This window comes from Microbacterium sp. Soil_C_42 (genome assembly GCF_057656735.1).
This window is the reverse complement of the sequence record NZ_JBDGJU010000031.1, coordinates 1-14,703: the sequence shown is the minus strand read 5'-3', so window position 1 is coordinate 14,703 and position 14,703 is coordinate 1. Positions and strand designations below refer to the sequence as shown.

Sequence of the window (14,703 nt, the reverse complement as noted above, 5' to 3'; positions counted from 1 at the left end):
GTCGCGGCATCCCCTCTCCAGAGGTCTGCGTCGGAATTACTTGACGGCGGCCTTCAGCTTCGAGCCCGCGGTGACCTTGACGCGCTTGCCCGCGGGGATCTTGATCTCTTCGCCGGTCTGCGGGTTGCGGCCCGTGCGAGCCGACGTGGCGACCTGCTCGAAGGCGATCCAGCCCGGGATCGAGACCTTGCTGCCGGCGGCGACCGCGTCGGAGACGGTGGAGAAGAGGGAGTCGAGCACGCCAGAGACGGCGGACTGGCTCTGGCCGGTCGCGCTCGCGATGCTCGCGACGAGCTCGGTCTTGGTGATGGTCTTGTCGGCCATTTGGTATGTCCTCCAAAGACGACGAGTGCCGTCTTGTCATTGCTCGGACCGGACGGCTTCGCCCCCCGGCTGGTCCTATCGACCGGTCCCGAATGTACCTGACCTGGCCGACAGAACCGCGTATTTCTGCGGATTTCTGGCGATTCAGGCCGCGTGTCGTGTGAAAAGAGTGACAGATGTGGCTCGTGAGACTCGATTACGCCGACAGCGTTCAGCTCTTGTGTGCGGCGATGAGCTCGCGGGCGGTGCGGGCGAACGCCGGGCCGACCCGGTCCTGGCCGTCGAGATAGCCGCCGACGAGCGCCGCATCACGCAGCAGGACGAGGGATGCGGCGACCCCCTCGGGATCGCGCAGCCGCGCTCCCTCTGCCAGCTGCCGGAGAGTGCCGCGGAACCACTCGCGGTGCTCGGCGATGAGATCGCGCACCGGCCCTCGGTCGGGATACTCCGCCGCGGCGTTGATGAAGGGGCAGCCTCGCGTGTGCCGGTCGCGGATGTCCTGCTCGATGCCGGCGACCACGAGGTCCAGCAGCGCATCGGGTTCGCCGCCGGCCAGTGCCGCCTGCGCGAACAGCGCCCGCAGGCCCTGGTCCTCCCCCTCCAGGTAGGCGAGCACGAGGCCCTCCTTGCCCGCGAACTGCTTGTACATCGTGGCCCGCGTGACGCCGGCCTCCTCGATGATGCGATCGACCCCCACCGAGTGGATGCCCTCGTTGTAGAAGAGCTGCGTCGCGGCTTCCAGCAGCCGTCGACGCGCCGGTGACGGGTGGCTCGCCGCGGCAGGCGCGGCGCGTGTGGTGCTCATGGATCCCCCTCAGGTCCTTCCATCGTGCCATTCCAGGAAATCTGGGAATAGTCTTGCATAGATAGAACGTTCGGTCTACCATCGGACACATCAGCCGGAGACACACCAGGATCCGGAGCCTGAGACCCCCACCGGCACCACCGCACGACACCACCGAGGAGCACGACATGAACGAGAGCAGCACGACCAAGACCCCGATCGTCCTCATCCACGGCCTCTGGATGACCCCCAAGAGCTGGGACACGTGGGCCGAGCGCTTCCGCGCCGCCGGCCACCAGGTCATCGTCCCCGGCTGGCCCGGAATCGACGACCGCACGGTCGAAGACATCCGCAACAACCCCCAGGCGCTCAAGGGCATCGGCCTGAAGCAGATCGCCGACAACTACGAGCGCATCATCCGCGAGCTCCCCGAGAAGCCGATCATCATCGGCCACTCCTTCGGGGGAGTCCTCACGCAGATGCTCGCCGACCGCGGCCTCGGCGTCGCGTACGTGGGTGTCGCCCCCGGACAGACCGCCGGGGTCACCACGCTGCCGCTCTCCACCCTGTGGACCGGCGCCCCGATCCTGTCGAACCCGTTCGGCCGCAACGGCGCCAAGCCGCTCTCGAAGCGCCACTTCCACTTCACCTTCGGCAACGATCTGCCGCGGGAGGAGTCCGACAGGCTCTGGGAGGAGTACGCGGTCAACTCGTACAACCGGGTCTTCTTCGAGGGCGTGGCCTCGGTGCTCAACGAGAAGGGCGGCGTGACCCACGTCGACTACGGCCGCACCGACCGCGCGCCGCTGCTCATCATCACCGGCGAGATCGACCACGTCGTGCCGCCGGCGATCGGCAAGGCGGTCGTGAAGAAGTACACCGGGACCGGCAGCCCCGCGATCGTCGAGTACAAGGAGTACGCGGGCCGCACTCACCGCCTGGTGAGCCAGGACGGCTGGGAGGAGATCGCCGACGACGCCCTCGCGTGGGCCACCGCCCACCAGGTGCGCGAGACGTCTGCCGCTGCGGAGACGGAGGCGGCGCAGTAGACGGATGCTGCGCCCCGGCGCCGCGCCGACAGCAGCCGGTCGTCGAGCTCCCAGTCCATCTGGTGGTTCGGCGGCCGGGTGGTGTCCGGGCCGGTGTCCGCGGTGGGACGCGAAGGCCCGGGGTTCTTCGAACCCCGGGCCTTCGCCGTCCGTCCCCCACCTTCTCGCGGATCCGGAGTTCGGAGAATCGTCGCGTTTCCGGAGCGGTCGTGGTCGCAGCATCCGGAAACAGGCAAGAAGCCCGAATTCCGGATCCGCGGGGTGAGGTCAGGCGTGCAGGCGGCGCAGCGCGGCGACGACGTCGTCGTGCCAGCGGCGGGCGGCGGGGAGGACGGCGAGGAAGATCGGGGTGTCGTGCGTCACGCCCTGATAGCGCACGACGCTCGCGTCGACGCCGGCCGTGCGCAGCGCCGCGCCGTAGGCGTCGCCGTCACCGCGGAGCGGGTCGTACTCGGCCGTGAGGATCACCGCCGGCGGCAGGCCCTCGTGCGACGCGGCCCGCAGCGGCGACGCGTAGGACTCCCGGGCTCTCCGCTTCGACGGCAGGTAGGTGCGGGCGACCGAGCGAAGCTCGCGGACCGCGATGAATCGAGGGATGCCGAGAGCCCGGGTCGCGCTCAGATCGAGGTGCGCCCCCGTGAGGTCGACCACGGGCACCTCGAGCAGCTGGAGCCGGAGGTCCGGCCCGCCGCGGTCGCGGTTCATGAGGGTCACTGCAGCGGCGATGTTGCCCCCGGCGGAGGTGCCGAGCACTCCGATGCGCGCCGGGTCGATGCCGAGCTCCTCCGCCTGCGCGAACAGCCACTGGAGCGCCGCGTACCCCTGCTCCACGGGCACGGGGTACTGGTGGTCGGGCGCGAGGGCGTAATCGACGGCGGCGATCGCGACCTCGGCGTCGACGGCACGACGGCGGAATCCGGCATCCGTCGTCGGATAGTCGATCCCCCCGATGCGGAACGCGCCGCCGAAGAACGCGAGCACGGCGGGCACCGGCGCGCCGGCTGCCTCGGACGGGTAGTAGATGCGCACGCGCACCGACGGGCGGCCCGGCACGTCGACGCGGTGCTCGGCGATGCGCACCTCGGGCCCCGCGACCCCCACCGTGCGCAGCTCCGTGCGATCCCATGCGAGCGCGGCGCGGCGCTTGAGCGCGCGGGCCTGAGCCCGGGGACCGAGCGTCGGCTTCTCGGGCTTCTTCGTGCGCTGCTGTGCGCGCGCCTCGACAGGGGAACCCGTCGCCTCGGCGGTGCTCGGCGCGCTCGCCTCGGCGGCCGCGGTCGGCGCGGCGACGCGCGGGAAGGGCCAGAGGGCGGCGAGCCGCGCGCGCATCGACCCTGTGGCCTTGTCGAGCAGGTACTTGCGGTGCACTCTCAGGCGCTCGTCGAAGAACGGATCCAGCCGCATGATCCCATCCTCGCGCGGCCGGCCGCGGCCGCACGGCGCTTGACAAAGCGCAAGGCCCGGAGCTCCGAGGAACTCCGGGCCCGAGAAGACCGGGCCTACTCGCCCGACTCCTGCGCGAGCTTGGCGTCGAGGGCCGCCCCGACGTCGGCCGGAGTGGCCTGCCCCTGCGCCATCAGCTGGATCTGCGCGACCAGCTCGGTGTACAGCGCGTCCTGGTACTTGGGCCACGAGATCATCGGCAGGTAGAACTTGCCGTCCAGCAGCGCCTGGAACGGCACCTCGAGCGACTCGTCGATCGTCGGGGTGTAGTTCGACGTGGTCGTCATGTCGTTGGTCTGCTCCTGGAAGATGCGCACACCCTCCTCGCTGGCCAGGAACTCCAGGAACTTCTTCGCGGCCTCCGGCTCCTTGGCGGCGGTGTTGATGGCGTAGCCGGGCGACGCGGCGCCGGTGAAGAAGGGCTCGCCGCCCTCCTGAGGCACGCCCGCGAACGTGAAGTTCAGGTCGGGGGCGGCTTCACGGATCGTGCCGACGTCCCACGGACCCGTGGTGATCATCGCGACACGGCCCCCGACGAACTCGTCACGCACCTGGTCTCCGGTGAGGCCGACCATGTCGGGGCTCAGCACGCCGTCGGCGATCAGCTCGTCCCACGGGGTGAGGGGGGCGGTCCAGAGGTCCTCGAAGGTCGACTCGCCCGCGAAGATCTGCGCGTCGACGTCGCCGCCCTGCTCGTAGTTCGCGAGGCCGACGGCCGAACCCAGCGACGTGGGGAAGCCCTGCCACGACTCGAGGAACGGCACGACGCCGTCGCTCTTGAGCGTGGTGAGCATCTCGACGAAGGAGTCCCATTCGGTGGGGAACTCGTCGTACCCGTGCTCGGCCAGGAGGTCCTCGTTGTAGACGATGCCCGACGCCCACGACGACAGCGACAGCCCGTACGCCTCGCCGCCGGGGCCGGCGTACGTCGCCGTGTTGAACTCCGACGCGACGTCCATGAACGGCTCGTCGCTGAGGTCCTCGACGAACTTGCCCTCGATGAGGTTCGTCTTGTTCTCGGCCGCGATGACGAACACGTCGGCGGCGGTGTTGGAGCCGAGGCGGTTCTGCAGCGTGGAGATGTACTCCGCGACCGGCGGCGCCGAGGAGAAGTCGATGCGGATGTCGGGGTTCTCCTCCTCGAAGGCCTCGATCACGGGCGTCATGGTCTCTTCGTTCGACCACGAGAAGAACGTCAGCACGGTCCGGTCGTCGGCGGGTGCGCCGGAGCAGCCGGCGAGCGCCACGGCCGTGGCGACTGCGGCGGCGCCGGCGGCGAGCCGGATCGACGCCCGGGTGGAGAGGAAGGTGTGCGTCATTGCTGTGCCTTTCGGTTGTTGGATCGTTACAGGTTGCGGAGCCGTCCGCGTGTACCGCCGTGCGAGCGGTGCATCTCAGCCCTTGACGCTTCCGGCGATGAGGCCGCGCACGATGTGGCGCTGCATCGCGATGAAGAAGATCACCATCGGGATCAGGACGATCACGCTGAGCGTCAGGAACATCGGCCAGTCGGTCGTGAACTCGCCGACCGCCTTGTAGGTCTGCAGCACCAGGGTCTGCTTCTCGGTCGAGCTGATGAAGACGACGGGCAGCAGGAAGTCGTTCCAGACCCACATGGTCTGGAAGACGCCGACCGTCACCAGGATCGGCCGGATGAGCGGGAGAGCGATCCGCCAGTAGATCTGCCACGGCCCGGCGCCGTCGATGCGCGCGGCCTCGATCACCTCGCCGGGGAGCGTGCGCATGTAGCCGACGATGAGGAAGTAGCAGAACACCGCCCCCGCGGAGTAGAGGATGATGAGCCCCTCGAGAGTGTCGACGAGCCGCGCATCGCTCAGCAGCCGGTACAGCGGGATCAGGGTCACCTGGCCGGGCACGAGGAACGCGATCACCAGCAGCACGACCATGAGCCGCGACGTGCGCATGATGACCGAGAACGCGGCCATGGACCCGATCAGCAGCATGAGCAGGATCGAGGCGAGCGTCACGTACAGCGTGTTGAGGAACGCCTGCGCGACGGGGACCTCGGTGAACACGCGGATGTAGTTGTCGAGGTTGAACGTGCTCGGCAGGGCCAGCGGCGACGCCGTGGTCTCGGCCTGCGTCTTGAGCGTGTTGATGACGAGGTAGTAGAACGGCAGCCCCACCAGCACGGCGAGGGGGATCATGACGAGGCTCGTGACGATCGCCCCCGGGCGCGACAGCACCCGTTCACGGCGGCGCATCTTGACGGCGGGGACGGATGCTGCGGGCACGGCGGCTTCGCGGACGCTCATGAGAACCTCCCCTCGAGGCGGCGGGAGAGGAAGAGCTGCAGGGCGACGATCGCCCCCACCGCGACCATGAAGATCACCGCGAGCGCGGACGCCTGGCCGTACTTCGCCTGCGAAACGCCGTTCTGGATGATCGTCTGCGTGATCGTGAAGGTCGAGAAGCCGGGGCCGCCCTTGGTCAGCGTGATCGGCAGGTCGTAGACCTTGAGGCCGCCCGTCATCAGCAGCAGCCAGCTCACCGTCATCGCCGGCAGCAGCAGCGGAAGCGTGATGTAGAAGAAGCGCTGGATTCCCGACGCACCGTCGATGCGAGCGACCTCGTAGTAGTCGCCGGGGATGGACTGCAGGTAGGCGAGGTAGAGGATGGCGTGCCACCCGGTGGAGGTCCACACCGCGACCGCGATCACACTGATCTGCGCCAGCGTGCTGTTGGACAGCCACGGGATCGGCCCGATGCCGGCGATCGACATCAGGAGCGAGTTGAGCGCCCCCGATCCCAGCGGGTTGAGGATGAAGCCCCACACCAGCCCGAGGATCGCGACCGACGGGATCGCGGGGAAGAAGAAGATCGCGCGCACCGCGTTGCGGCCGAAGAACGTGCGGTCGAGGACGACGGCGAGCGGGATGGCGAGCGCCGTGATGATGATCGTCGTGGCGAGCGTGAACAGGATCGTGAAGCTCAGTCCGGCCAGCATCGACGGGTCGGTGAAGACGTTCGCGTAGTTGCGGAACCCGACGAACTGGGCGTCGGACGAGTACCCGTTGAAGTCCGTGAAGCTCCACCACAGCGACTGCGCCAGCGGGATCGCGAACAGCACGATGAAGACGATGATCATCGGGACCAGGAACAGGCTGATTCGCACCCGGTCGGCGCGGTAGACGGGGCCATGGCTGCCGACCGGCTGTCGTAGCCATCGCGACATGCGCTTGCCCGCCGTCACGAGGACCCGCGTGTCTGTCCGGGGCCTCTCTTCCATGAGTGTCACGTGATCTCCTTCGACCAGCGGAAGTGGACTGAATGTTACCTGTATCGTTACAACCGGTCTAGAGCCGGTGCCGAATCCTCATGCCGGATTCATCCGGTCGACTCCCGTGCGACCACACGGAACCCGGTGACATGCTCCCGGGGCTGCCAGTCCGGCGAGTCCGCCAGGCGCGCGAGCAGAAGATCGACAGCGAGCCGGGCGACCTCGTCGTGGTCGGGGTCGATGGTCGTGAGGCTCGGCACGCTGTACCGGGCCTCGAGGATGTCGTCGAAGCCGACCACCTTCACGTCGCCGGGGACCGAGATGCCGCGATCGGCGAGCCCGCGGATCACGCCCAGCGCGACGGTGTCGGTGATGCACACCACACCGTCGACACCCGCGCCGCTGTCGGCGAGCCCGTGCGCGGCGAGGCGTCCGGACTCGGACGTCAGCTCATGCAGCTCGACGACGAGCGCAGGGTCCGGCTCGATGCCCCGCTCGGCGAGCGCCCGACGGAAGCCCGCGTGACGCAGCGACGTGACGCTGAGTCGGCTGACGTCGTCGCCCTCGACCATCGCGATGCGCCGGCACCCCCGGTCGATCAGGTGCATCGTCGCGGCGTACGTGCCGTCCTCATTGGGCAGGGCGATGTGGTCGACCGGCGAGTCGAAGACGCTCTCGCCCAGGATCACCATCGGCACGTCTGTCGTGAGCAGGTCCCGGTCGGCGGTGCCGAGGCCGACGGCCGACAGGATGAGCCCGTCGTACATGCGGGTGCGGGAAGAGACGATGGCCGACAGCTCGTTCTCGCGGTCGGCGCCGGTCTGCTCGATCACGACGCGGTATCCCGCCTCGTGCGCCTTCGCGATGACGCGCGCCGCAAGCTGGGCGAAGTACGGCCGATCGACCTCCGGCACGGCGAACCCGATCGTGTTGGTGCGCCCCGCACGCAGGTTGCGCGCCGCGACGTTCACGCGATAACCGAGGTCGTCGATCGCCTTGAGCACGCGCTCACGTGTCTCGGCGCGCACGTGCGGGTGCTTGTTGAGCACGTTCGACACGGTCATCGGCGAGACGCCGGCGGCCTTGGCGACGTCGTGCAGGGTGGCCATTGCTGAACTCTATCCGTGGGCCGCCGGCCCGGCCGTCAGGCCAGCTCCAGCGACACCGTCGCGAACGAGTGGGCGGGCAGCGTGACGCGCAGCGTGCCGCCGTCCAGCTCGGTCTCGAGCGCGACCGGGGCCACGGCCTCGGGCGCCTCGGCCGTGTTGTGCGCGGCCGCGGAGTCGCCGGTGAGCACACGGGCCGTCGCTGACGACACCGTTCGGCCGCGCAGGTCGACCTCGAGGCAGAGGGATGCCTCGGCGTCGAGGTTGCTCAGCGAGAGCAGCGCCGTCGATCCCGTCGTGCTCGCCGACGCCGACATCACCTGCAGCGATCGGCCGTCCGCCTCGCGGGCGTCGGGGGCGTCGAGGACGTGGACGGCGAGCGACGTCGCGTCGTGGTGACCGCGGCTCATCTCGAACACGTGGTACGTCGGCGTGAGCACGAGCGCGCCAGTCTCGGCATCCGTCAGCAGCATCGCCTGCAAGACGTTCACCGTCTGCGCGATGTTGGCCATCACCAGGCGGTCGGCGTTGCGGTGGAACGCGTCGAAGTGGACGGCCGCCACGAGGGCGTCGCGCACGGTGTTCTGCTGATACAGGAACCCGGGGTTGGTGCCCTCCTCGACGTCCCACCACGTGCCCCACTCGTCGAGCACGAGCCCGACCTTGCGGCCCGGGTCGTACGCGTCCATGATCCGGGCGTGCGCGCTGATGACGCGGTCGATGTCCTGCGCCTTCGACATCGTCGCGTAGTAGTCCTCGGTGGAGAACGACGTGGCGCTGCCCTTGTGCTCCCACGTGCCGGCGAGCGTGTAGTAGTGGAACGAGATCGCCTGGAAGATGTTCTTCGGGTCGCGCTGGCAGCCGAGGCAGTTCAGCGCCTCCATGAGCGCCGTCGTCCAGGTCACGTCGTCATCGGACGCGCCGGCGGCGATGCGGTAGAGCTTGTTGTCGCCGTGGTCGCGGCAGAAGGTCGCGTAGCGACGCGCTTCGGACGCGAACTGCGGGGCGGTGAAGTTGCCGCCGCAGCCCCAGGCCTCGTTGCCGATGCCCCAGAACGGCACCTTCCACGGCTCGTCGCGTCCGTTCTCGCGGCGCAGGCTCGCCATCGGGCTGTCGCCGTCGCGCGTCAGGTACTCGACCCAGTCGCTCATCTCCTGCACGCTGCCCGAGCCGACGTTGCCGCTGACGTACGCGTCGGCGCCGAGCATCTCGCACAGGTCCATGAACTCGTGCGTGCCGAAGTGATTGTTCTCGACGACGTCGCCCCAGTGGGTGTTGACCATGCGGGGCCGCGACTCTTTCGGGCCGATGCCGTCGCGCCAGTGGTACTCGTCGGCGAAGCAGCCGCCCGGCCAGCGGAGGTTCGGGATGCCGATGCCCTTGAGCGCCTCGACGACGTCGAGTCGGATCCCGCGCTCGTGGGGGATCGACGAATCCTCGCCGACGTAGAAGCCGCCGTAGATGCAGCGCCCCAGGTGCTCGGCGAAGTGGCCGTAGAGGTGGCGGCTGATGACCGGACCGGGGACGTCCAGGTCGACGACGGCGCGGGCGCGGAGGTCGGGCACGGGTTTCTCCTTCGAAACATCGGGGCGAGGCGATTTGTAACGATACACATTCGAGCGGCCGATGTCGAGCATGAATGCAGAAGGCCCGGAGTTCCGAGGAACTCCGGGCCTTCCGGGAAGCGGGTGCTTACCAGCTCGACTTGGTCACGCCGGGCAGCTCGCCACGGTGCGCCATGTCGCGGAAGCGGACACGCGAGATGCCGAACTTCGTGAGGACACCGCGGGGGCGGCCGTCGATGACGTCGCGCGAGCGCAGGCGGACCGGCGACGCGTTGCGGGGCAGCTTCTGCAGGCCCACGCGAGCGGCTTCGCGCTCCTCGTCGGTCGACGTCGGCGAAACGAGCGCCTTCTTCAGCTCAAGGCGCTTGGCGGCGTAGCGGTCGACGACCTCCTGGCGCTGCTTGTTGCGCGCGATCTTGCTCTTCTTAGCCATGGATCAACGCTCCTCTCGGAAATCGACGTGCTTGCGGATGACCGGGTCGTACTTCTTGAGCACGATGCGGTCGGGGTTGTTGCGGCGGTTCTTGCGCGTAACGTAGGTGTAACCCGTGCCCGCGGTCGAACGCAGCTTGATGATCGGACGGACGTCCTGTGCCTTCTTGGCCATTAGAGCTTCACACCCTTCGCCTGGAGGTCACGCACGACCGCCTCGATGCCGCGAGCGTCGATGACCTTGATGCCCTTGGCCGAGACGTTGAGCTTGATGTTGCGACCCAGCGACGGAACGAAGTAGGTCTTCTTCTGCACGTTCGGGTCGAAGCGGCGCTTCGTCCGGCGGTGCGAGTGCGAGATGTTGTGACCGAAGCCGGGAACTGCTCCAGTCACCTGGCACACTGCTGCCATAGTGATGTCTCCTTAGTACCGTGAGGCCGGACGGCCTCACCCAAGATCCCTTGTCTGCATCTCGACGCACGCCGTCATCGCCCGGAAGTTTCCGGTCGTTGAGCGAGCGAAGCGGGTCGAAACGCGTACTGCGTGCTGGAGGCGCGCAGACAAAGAGTCAGTCTAGCACGGGCGGCGTGTCGCGCTTGACGGGGCCCGGTTCGCCCTCCAGCCGTCGCGACTGCGAGGCGACACGCGCCCACCGCACCATATTCCGGGGCGGGAATCTCTCCTGACACGGGATCCAATGCGAGGCGCCCGAGGCGCCGAGAGGCCTGTGCCTGTCTACAAAATCTCGCGCCCGCGTCGGATCCGGGTGGACCATGTCGTCATCCCGGGAGAGGGGATGGACATGAGCGCTTCACACAACGACGGACCCCTGTGGCCCGCGTCTCCCTTCGATCTGGCCGACGCGCACCGGTGCCCGTCGTGCTTCACCGCCGTCACGGCGCAGGTGTGCCCCGCGTGCGGCTTCGCGTTGAGCGACCCGCGCGCCCCGCGCGTCCTCGAGCTCGGCCGTCAGATGCTCACGCTCGAGCTGTCGCGTCAGCAGCTGATGGACAGGATCCGCCTCGCGTACGCGACGGCCGCCGTGACGGAAGCAGGTGCTGTACCCGTAACGCTCGCGGCCCCGCCGGAGCTCGTCGCGGCCGCCCCCGACGCCGACGCCGCGGTGCACCTGGCGCCCGCCGCCGAGGCGATGCTCGGCGGCTCGGCGCCGCCGAGCGGGGCCATCGTGGCCGACCCCGCGGCGGAGGGGGCGTCCCTCACAGCGCCCGATGCGATCGAACTCGTGACCGTGCCGAAGTCCACCACCGCGGCGCCCGCGACCACACGACCCGAGATCGTGGTGCCCCCGAAGCTGCCCGCGCCGGCCGCTGCGGTGCCGCGGGGGCCCGGGCCGGCGGCACCGGTCGCGGTGGCGGCATCCGCTCCCCGCCGCAGGCTGACCGTGCCGGTGCTGCTGCTCATCGTCGGCGTCTCGCTGGTCGGCATCGCCGCCGTCTTCTTCCTCCTGCTCGCGTGGTTCCTGTGGGGCATCGCGGTGCGCGCGCTCATCATCGGCGGCATCACCCTCACCACGATCGCGCTGGCCTCGTGGCTGCGCCGCCGCGACCTGGGGGCGACGGCCGAGGGGATCGGCGCGCTCGGGGTGGGACTGCTCGCGCTGGACGCGTGGGCCGTACGGGCGAACGACCTGTTCGGCACCGGGTCGACCGACCCGGCGCTGTACGCGGGGGTGTCCGCTCTCGTCGTCGCGGCGATCTGCCGCCTGTGGGCGCGCGTCTCGCACCTGCGGGGACCCGACCTCGCCGCTTCGCTCGCCCTGCCCGCAGGCCTCGGACTCCTGGTGGGCGGGCTGACGTCGCTGCCCCCCGCGGAAGCCCTCACCGCCGGCCTGCTCGGCGCCGCCGCCGGGGGGCTGGCGCACGCGCTTCCCGCACCCTGGTCGTCGGCGCGGCGCGGCGAGGACCACGCGGCCGAGCGCCTCGTGCTCGCGCTCAGCGGGGTGGCTGCCCTGGTCGCGGCGGGTCTCACCGCCGCGTTGCTGACCGGGGACGCGCTGCCGGTCGTGATGTGGTCGAGCATCGGGCTCGTGGTGCTGGGCATCGCACACGCGTGGCTCGCCCATCGGCCGGTCGACGGCGCACGTCTGCCCGCCGCCGCCGTGGTCTCGGGCGTCGCGTCCGTGGCCGCGACTGCTGCTGCGGGTCTCGCGGGCTGGCAGCTCGCGATGCGCAGCGACCTCCCGGTGTACGGCGTGCTGGTCGCCCCGGTGCTGGCCGTGCTCGTGGCCGTCGCCATCGACGTCGCGCGCAGCCGACGCGGCACACCCGCGTGGGTGCCCGCGGCGATCGCGTCCGCGGTCGTCGCCGGGCTGTCGATCGTCGCCATCACCCTCACGTGGGCGACGCAGGCGATCCTGACGATCGGCGCCTCGTGGACGGCGTGGCGGACGGATGCCTTCGCCCTTCCGGCCGGAGCCCCCGAGGCACCGCTGCCCCCGGTGATCACCGCCGTGGTCATCGGCGGCCTGCTGCTCGCGACGCCCACGCTGCGAGGACCGGTGCTGCGCCCGTTCGTGCCGGCCGTGGCGAGCGTCCTCCTGCTGGTCGCGGGCGCGCGGACGGCCGTCCCGGCCGTTCTCGTGGCGATCGCGGTCGTCCTGGTCGTCGTCGCGGTCGCCGTCGTCGCGGTGCTGCGGATCCGCGAGCGCCGCCGCAACGACGACGCCGCCGGCGGTGCGGTCGATCCCGACGCCGGGCTCCTCGCCCGCGGCCTTCCCATCGGGTACCTGGTCGCCGGCGGGATCGCCGCCGCGAGCGCGTACGTCGGCGGCGTGGCCACGCCATGGCTGTGGCTCGTCGGGATCGGTGTCGCGATGGTGTACCCGATCGCCCTGCGGCTCGTGATGAGGCCGACCGACACCGCCGCGGTCGTGGCGGCCGTCGCCCCGGTCGCCGTCGCCGCGCTGTCGACGGTGTTCGCCCCGAGTGCCCTCGCGGCGTTCACCGGCCTGACGGGCCAGCCGGGCCCGGTGATCGCGACACTGCTGCAGTGGGTGGCCGTCGCGACCCTCGTCGCGGCGATCGTGCTGCCTGTGGAGCGTGCGAGCCGCATCGCGCTGGCTATCGCCGCCGAGGTGCTCGTGGCGTTCAGCCTCATCGGCGCGTTCACCGCCGTGACGATGCCGGATGCCGAGCCCTCGGCGAACCCGCTGCTGACGGCGATCGGCGAGCCGGCCCTCGGCATCGCGCGGGGCGCCCTGCTGCTCGCCGGCCTCACGATCGTCGCTCTCGGCGTCACGCGCGTCGCCGGGGTGCCGACGATCCTCGCCGCGGCGCTGACGGCCCCGGTCGCAGCCGCGACGACCTACGACGTGCTCGGGACCTTCGGTCTGCGCACCACGGACGCGGCGCCGCTCGCCCTCACCGCCGCGGCGGTCGTCGTTCCGCTGGTCGCGGCGGCCACCGCGTTCCCGCGACGCGAAGCGAAGCAGGCGCCGTCCGCACCCGTCTCGCAGTGGCCCGCCGACATCGCCCCGGCCCCGCCGCGACCTCGCCCCACCGATCGCGTGCTCCGCAGGCTCGCCGCCGATCTCGGCGCCGCCCTCACGGTGCTCGTCGTGGTGTGGCCGGTGACTCCTCTGCTCGTGTGGGCCGCCCTCGCGATCGTCGCCATCGGCTTCGCCGCGGCATCCGTGTCCCGCGGATGGGCGGGGACGATCGCGGTGGATCCTGCCGACGATCGCTTCGCGACGAAGCGGAACGGGATGCCGCTTCTCGACGCCCCGCGCCGCCTGCTGGCGTGGCCGGCGGCCGTCGCCGCGATCGCGGCGTGGTGGACGTGGCTCGACGCCGGCACCCCCGCCACGTTCTACACGGTGGAGTCGTACGTCGTGCCGTCGGCCGTGGTGCTCGTGGGCTTCGCCGCGCTGCTGGTGCGGCTGCGCCGCCGGGTCGAGGCGAGCATCGCCCTCGCCGGCGGTCTCGCGCTCGGGCTGTGGGCTCCGGCCGTCGAGGGGTGGAGCGGGGAGCCGCTGCGGGGCGTGGTCATCGCCCTCGTCGCCGTGGCGGTGTGCCTGGCGCTGTCGTTCACGCCGGTGCGCAGCATCCGTCCCGCCGCTCCGGTCGGGGCCGCCGTCGCCGTGATCGCGATCGGGCTCGTCGCCGTCGAGCGCGCGTTCGCAGGACAGGGCTCGCAGGTGCTCTGGCTCGTGCTGCTGGTCGCGGTCGCGTACGCGTCGGGCTGGGGCGCGACCCTCGCCCGGCCGAGCCGTCCGGCGTCCGGGCTCTATGCACTCATCGTGCCCCCGGCAGCCGTCATCGCGGCGATCGTCGCGATCCTGCCGATCGCCGACGAGCCGCGCATCGTCGCGGGCACGATCATCATGCTCGCCGCACTGCATCTCGCCGCCGCGGGGCTGAACCGCCTTCCGCTGACCGGCGCGACCCGCTGGATCTCGCTCGCGGGAGCCTTCGCGGTCGGCGCCGCAGGGTGGCTGCTGGGCGCGGCGACCGAGGTCGAAGCGGTGTCGCTCCCCGTCGCCGCGATGTGTCTCGTCGGGGCCGTGCTCGGCATGCTCCGGCGCCGGCGGGCCGGCGATGTCTGGCCCGCCGCGGAGGGCCCCGCGTGGATCGTGGGTCTTGTGCTCGCCACCGCGCCGAGCCTCCTGGTCGCGGCCGGGCCCGCGCGCCTCTGGGCGTACATCACGCTCACCCTCGCGGCGGCGGTCGGGTCCCACCCGCCGTGCGTCAGTCCGCGCATCACGCGGATGATGTCGATCGGGTCGACGCCGCGGATCTTC

The 14,703-nt window shown here is 70.5% G+C and carries 12 protein-coding genes and 1 pseudogene; 2 read left to right on the top strand and 11 right to left on the bottom strand.

The features are described 5' to 3' along the window. Positions 1–36: 36 nt before the first annotated feature. Both AC3A46_RS15485 and AC3A46_RS15480 read right to left on the bottom strand, forming a co-directional pair. On the bottom strand, positions 37–324 hold the full coding sequence (locus tag AC3A46_RS15485; protein ID WP_045301792.1) for an HU family DNA-binding protein: 288 nt from the start codon (positions 322–324) through the stop codon (positions 37–39). 211 nt (positions 325–535) lie between these two features. Beyond that, positions 536–1,129 (bottom strand): TetR/AcrR family transcriptional regulator, encoded by a 594-nt coding sequence (locus AC3A46_RS15480; RefSeq protein ID WP_487665995.1) that lies wholly within the window; start codon positions 1,127–1,129, stop codon positions 536–538. Between the two features lie 167 nt (positions 1,130–1,296). Here AC3A46_RS15480 and AC3A46_RS15475 point away from each other — a divergent pair, with 167 nt between their 5' ends. After that, positions 1,297–2,157: an alpha/beta hydrolase gene (locus tag AC3A46_RS15475; protein WP_487665994.1), complete on the top strand. Its 861-nt coding sequence runs from the start codon at positions 1,297–1,299 to the stop codon at positions 2,155–2,157. A gap of 267 nt (positions 2,158–2,424) precedes the next feature. Here AC3A46_RS15475 and AC3A46_RS15470 read toward each other — a convergent pair whose 3' ends face one another. The 9 genes from AC3A46_RS15470 to rpmB all read right to left on the bottom strand — a co-directional run bounded on the left by AC3A46_RS15470 (position 2,425) and on the right by rpmB (position 10,355). Next, entirely contained in the window at positions 2,425–3,561 is a 1,137-nt protein-coding gene (locus AC3A46_RS15470) for an alpha/beta hydrolase (RefSeq protein WP_487665993.1), read from the bottom strand. A 95-nt stretch (positions 3,562–3,656) separates the two neighbouring features. Further along, positions 3,657–4,919 carry an ABC transporter substrate-binding protein gene (locus tag AC3A46_RS15465; RefSeq protein WP_487665992.1) on the bottom strand — a complete coding sequence of 421 codons (1,263 nt, stop codon included), beginning with the start codon at positions 4,917–4,919 and terminating at the stop codon, positions 3,657–3,659. 75 nt (positions 4,920–4,994) lie between these two features. After that, complete coding sequence (locus AC3A46_RS15460) at positions 4,995–5,876, bottom strand: carbohydrate ABC transporter permease (protein ID WP_487665991.1); 882 nt, start codon at positions 5,874–5,876, stop codon at positions 4,995–4,997. Then, the gene (locus tag AC3A46_RS15455) at positions 5,873–6,850 is read right to left on the bottom strand and encodes a carbohydrate ABC transporter permease (RefSeq protein ID WP_487666016.1); all 978 of its coding nucleotides are present in this window, start codon (positions 6,848–6,850) and stop codon (positions 5,873–5,875) included. Before AC3A46_RS15455 ends, AC3A46_RS15460 begins: the two co-directional genes overlap by 4 nt. A 98-nt stretch (positions 6,851–6,948) precedes the next feature. Further along, the gene (locus tag AC3A46_RS15450) at positions 6,949–7,950 is read right to left on the bottom strand and encodes a LacI family DNA-binding transcriptional regulator (protein WP_487665990.1); all 1,002 of its coding nucleotides are present in this window, start codon (positions 7,948–7,950) and stop codon (positions 6,949–6,951) included. Positions 7,951–7,985: 35 nt separating this feature from the next. After that, positions 7,986–9,512: an alpha-N-arabinofuranosidase gene (locus AC3A46_RS15445; protein ID WP_487665989.1), complete on the bottom strand. Its 1,527-nt coding sequence runs from the start codon at positions 9,510–9,512 to the stop codon at positions 7,986–7,988. Between the two features lie 127 nt (positions 9,513–9,639). After that, positions 9,640–9,945 carry a 30S ribosomal protein S14 gene (rpsN, locus tag AC3A46_RS15440; protein WP_018173549.1) on the bottom strand — a complete coding sequence of 102 codons (306 nt, stop codon included), beginning with the start codon at positions 9,943–9,945 and terminating at the stop codon, positions 9,640–9,642. A gap of 3 nt (positions 9,946–9,948) precedes the next feature. After that, positions 9,949–10,119: a 50S ribosomal protein L33 gene (gene rpmG / locus AC3A46_RS15435; protein WP_018173550.1), complete on the bottom strand. Its 171-nt coding sequence runs from the start codon at positions 10,117–10,119 to the stop codon at positions 9,949–9,951. Then, the gene (rpmB, locus tag AC3A46_RS15430) at positions 10,119–10,355 is read right to left on the bottom strand and encodes a 50S ribosomal protein L28 (protein ID WP_013584774.1); all 237 of its coding nucleotides are present in this window, start codon (positions 10,353–10,355) and stop codon (positions 10,119–10,121) included. Before rpmB ends, rpmG begins: the two co-directional genes overlap by 1 nt. Before the next feature lie 391 nt (positions 10,356–10,746). On the opposite strand from rpmB, the pseudogene AC3A46_RS15425 reads away from it, so the two are divergent. Further along, positions 10,747–14,703: pseudogene (locus AC3A46_RS15425) on the top strand (hypothetical protein); the annotation flags it as partial.

Excerpts from the sequence above, each read along its gene's own strand:
- AC3A46_RS15475 (WP_487665994.1), top strand. The coding sequence starts at position 1,297 with ATGAACGAGAGCAGCACGACCAAGACCCCGATCGTCCTCATCCACGGC.
- AC3A46_RS15465 (WP_487665992.1), bottom strand. The coding sequence starts at position 4,919 with ATGACGCACACCTTCCTCTCCACCCGGGCGTCGATCCGGCTCGCCGCC.
- rpsN (WP_018173549.1), bottom strand. The coding sequence starts at position 9,945 with ATGGCTAAGAAGAGCAAGATCGCGCGCAACAAGCAGCGCCAGGAGGTC.
- AC3A46_RS15485 (WP_045301792.1), bottom strand. The coding sequence starts at position 324 with ATGGCCGACAAGACCATCACCAAGACCGAGCTCGTCGCGAGCATCGCG.
- rpmG (WP_018173550.1), bottom strand. The coding sequence starts at position 10,119 with ATGGCCAAGAAGGCACAGGACGTCCGTCCGATCATCAAGCTGCGTTCG.
- AC3A46_RS15470 (WP_487665993.1), bottom strand. The coding sequence starts at position 3,561 with ATGCGGCTGGATCCGTTCTTCGACGAGCGCCTGAGAGTGCACCGCAAG.
- AC3A46_RS15455 (WP_487666016.1), bottom strand. The coding sequence starts at position 6,850 with ATGGAAGAGAGGCCCCGGACAGACACGCGGGTCCTCGTGACGGCGGGC.
- rpmB (WP_013584774.1), bottom strand. The coding sequence starts at position 10,355 with ATGGCAGCAGTGTGCCAGGTGACTGGAGCAGTTCCCGGCTTCGGTCAC.
- AC3A46_RS15450 (WP_487665990.1), bottom strand. The coding sequence starts at position 7,950 with ATGGCCACCCTGCACGACGTCGCCAAGGCCGCCGGCGTCTCGCCGATG.
- AC3A46_RS15460 (WP_487665991.1), bottom strand. The coding sequence starts at position 5,876 with ATGAGCGTCCGCGAAGCCGCCGTGCCCGCAGCATCCGTCCCCGCCGTC.
- AC3A46_RS15480 (WP_487665995.1), bottom strand. The coding sequence starts at position 1,129 with ATGAGCACCACACGCGCCGCGCCTGCCGCGGCGAGCCACCCGTCACCG.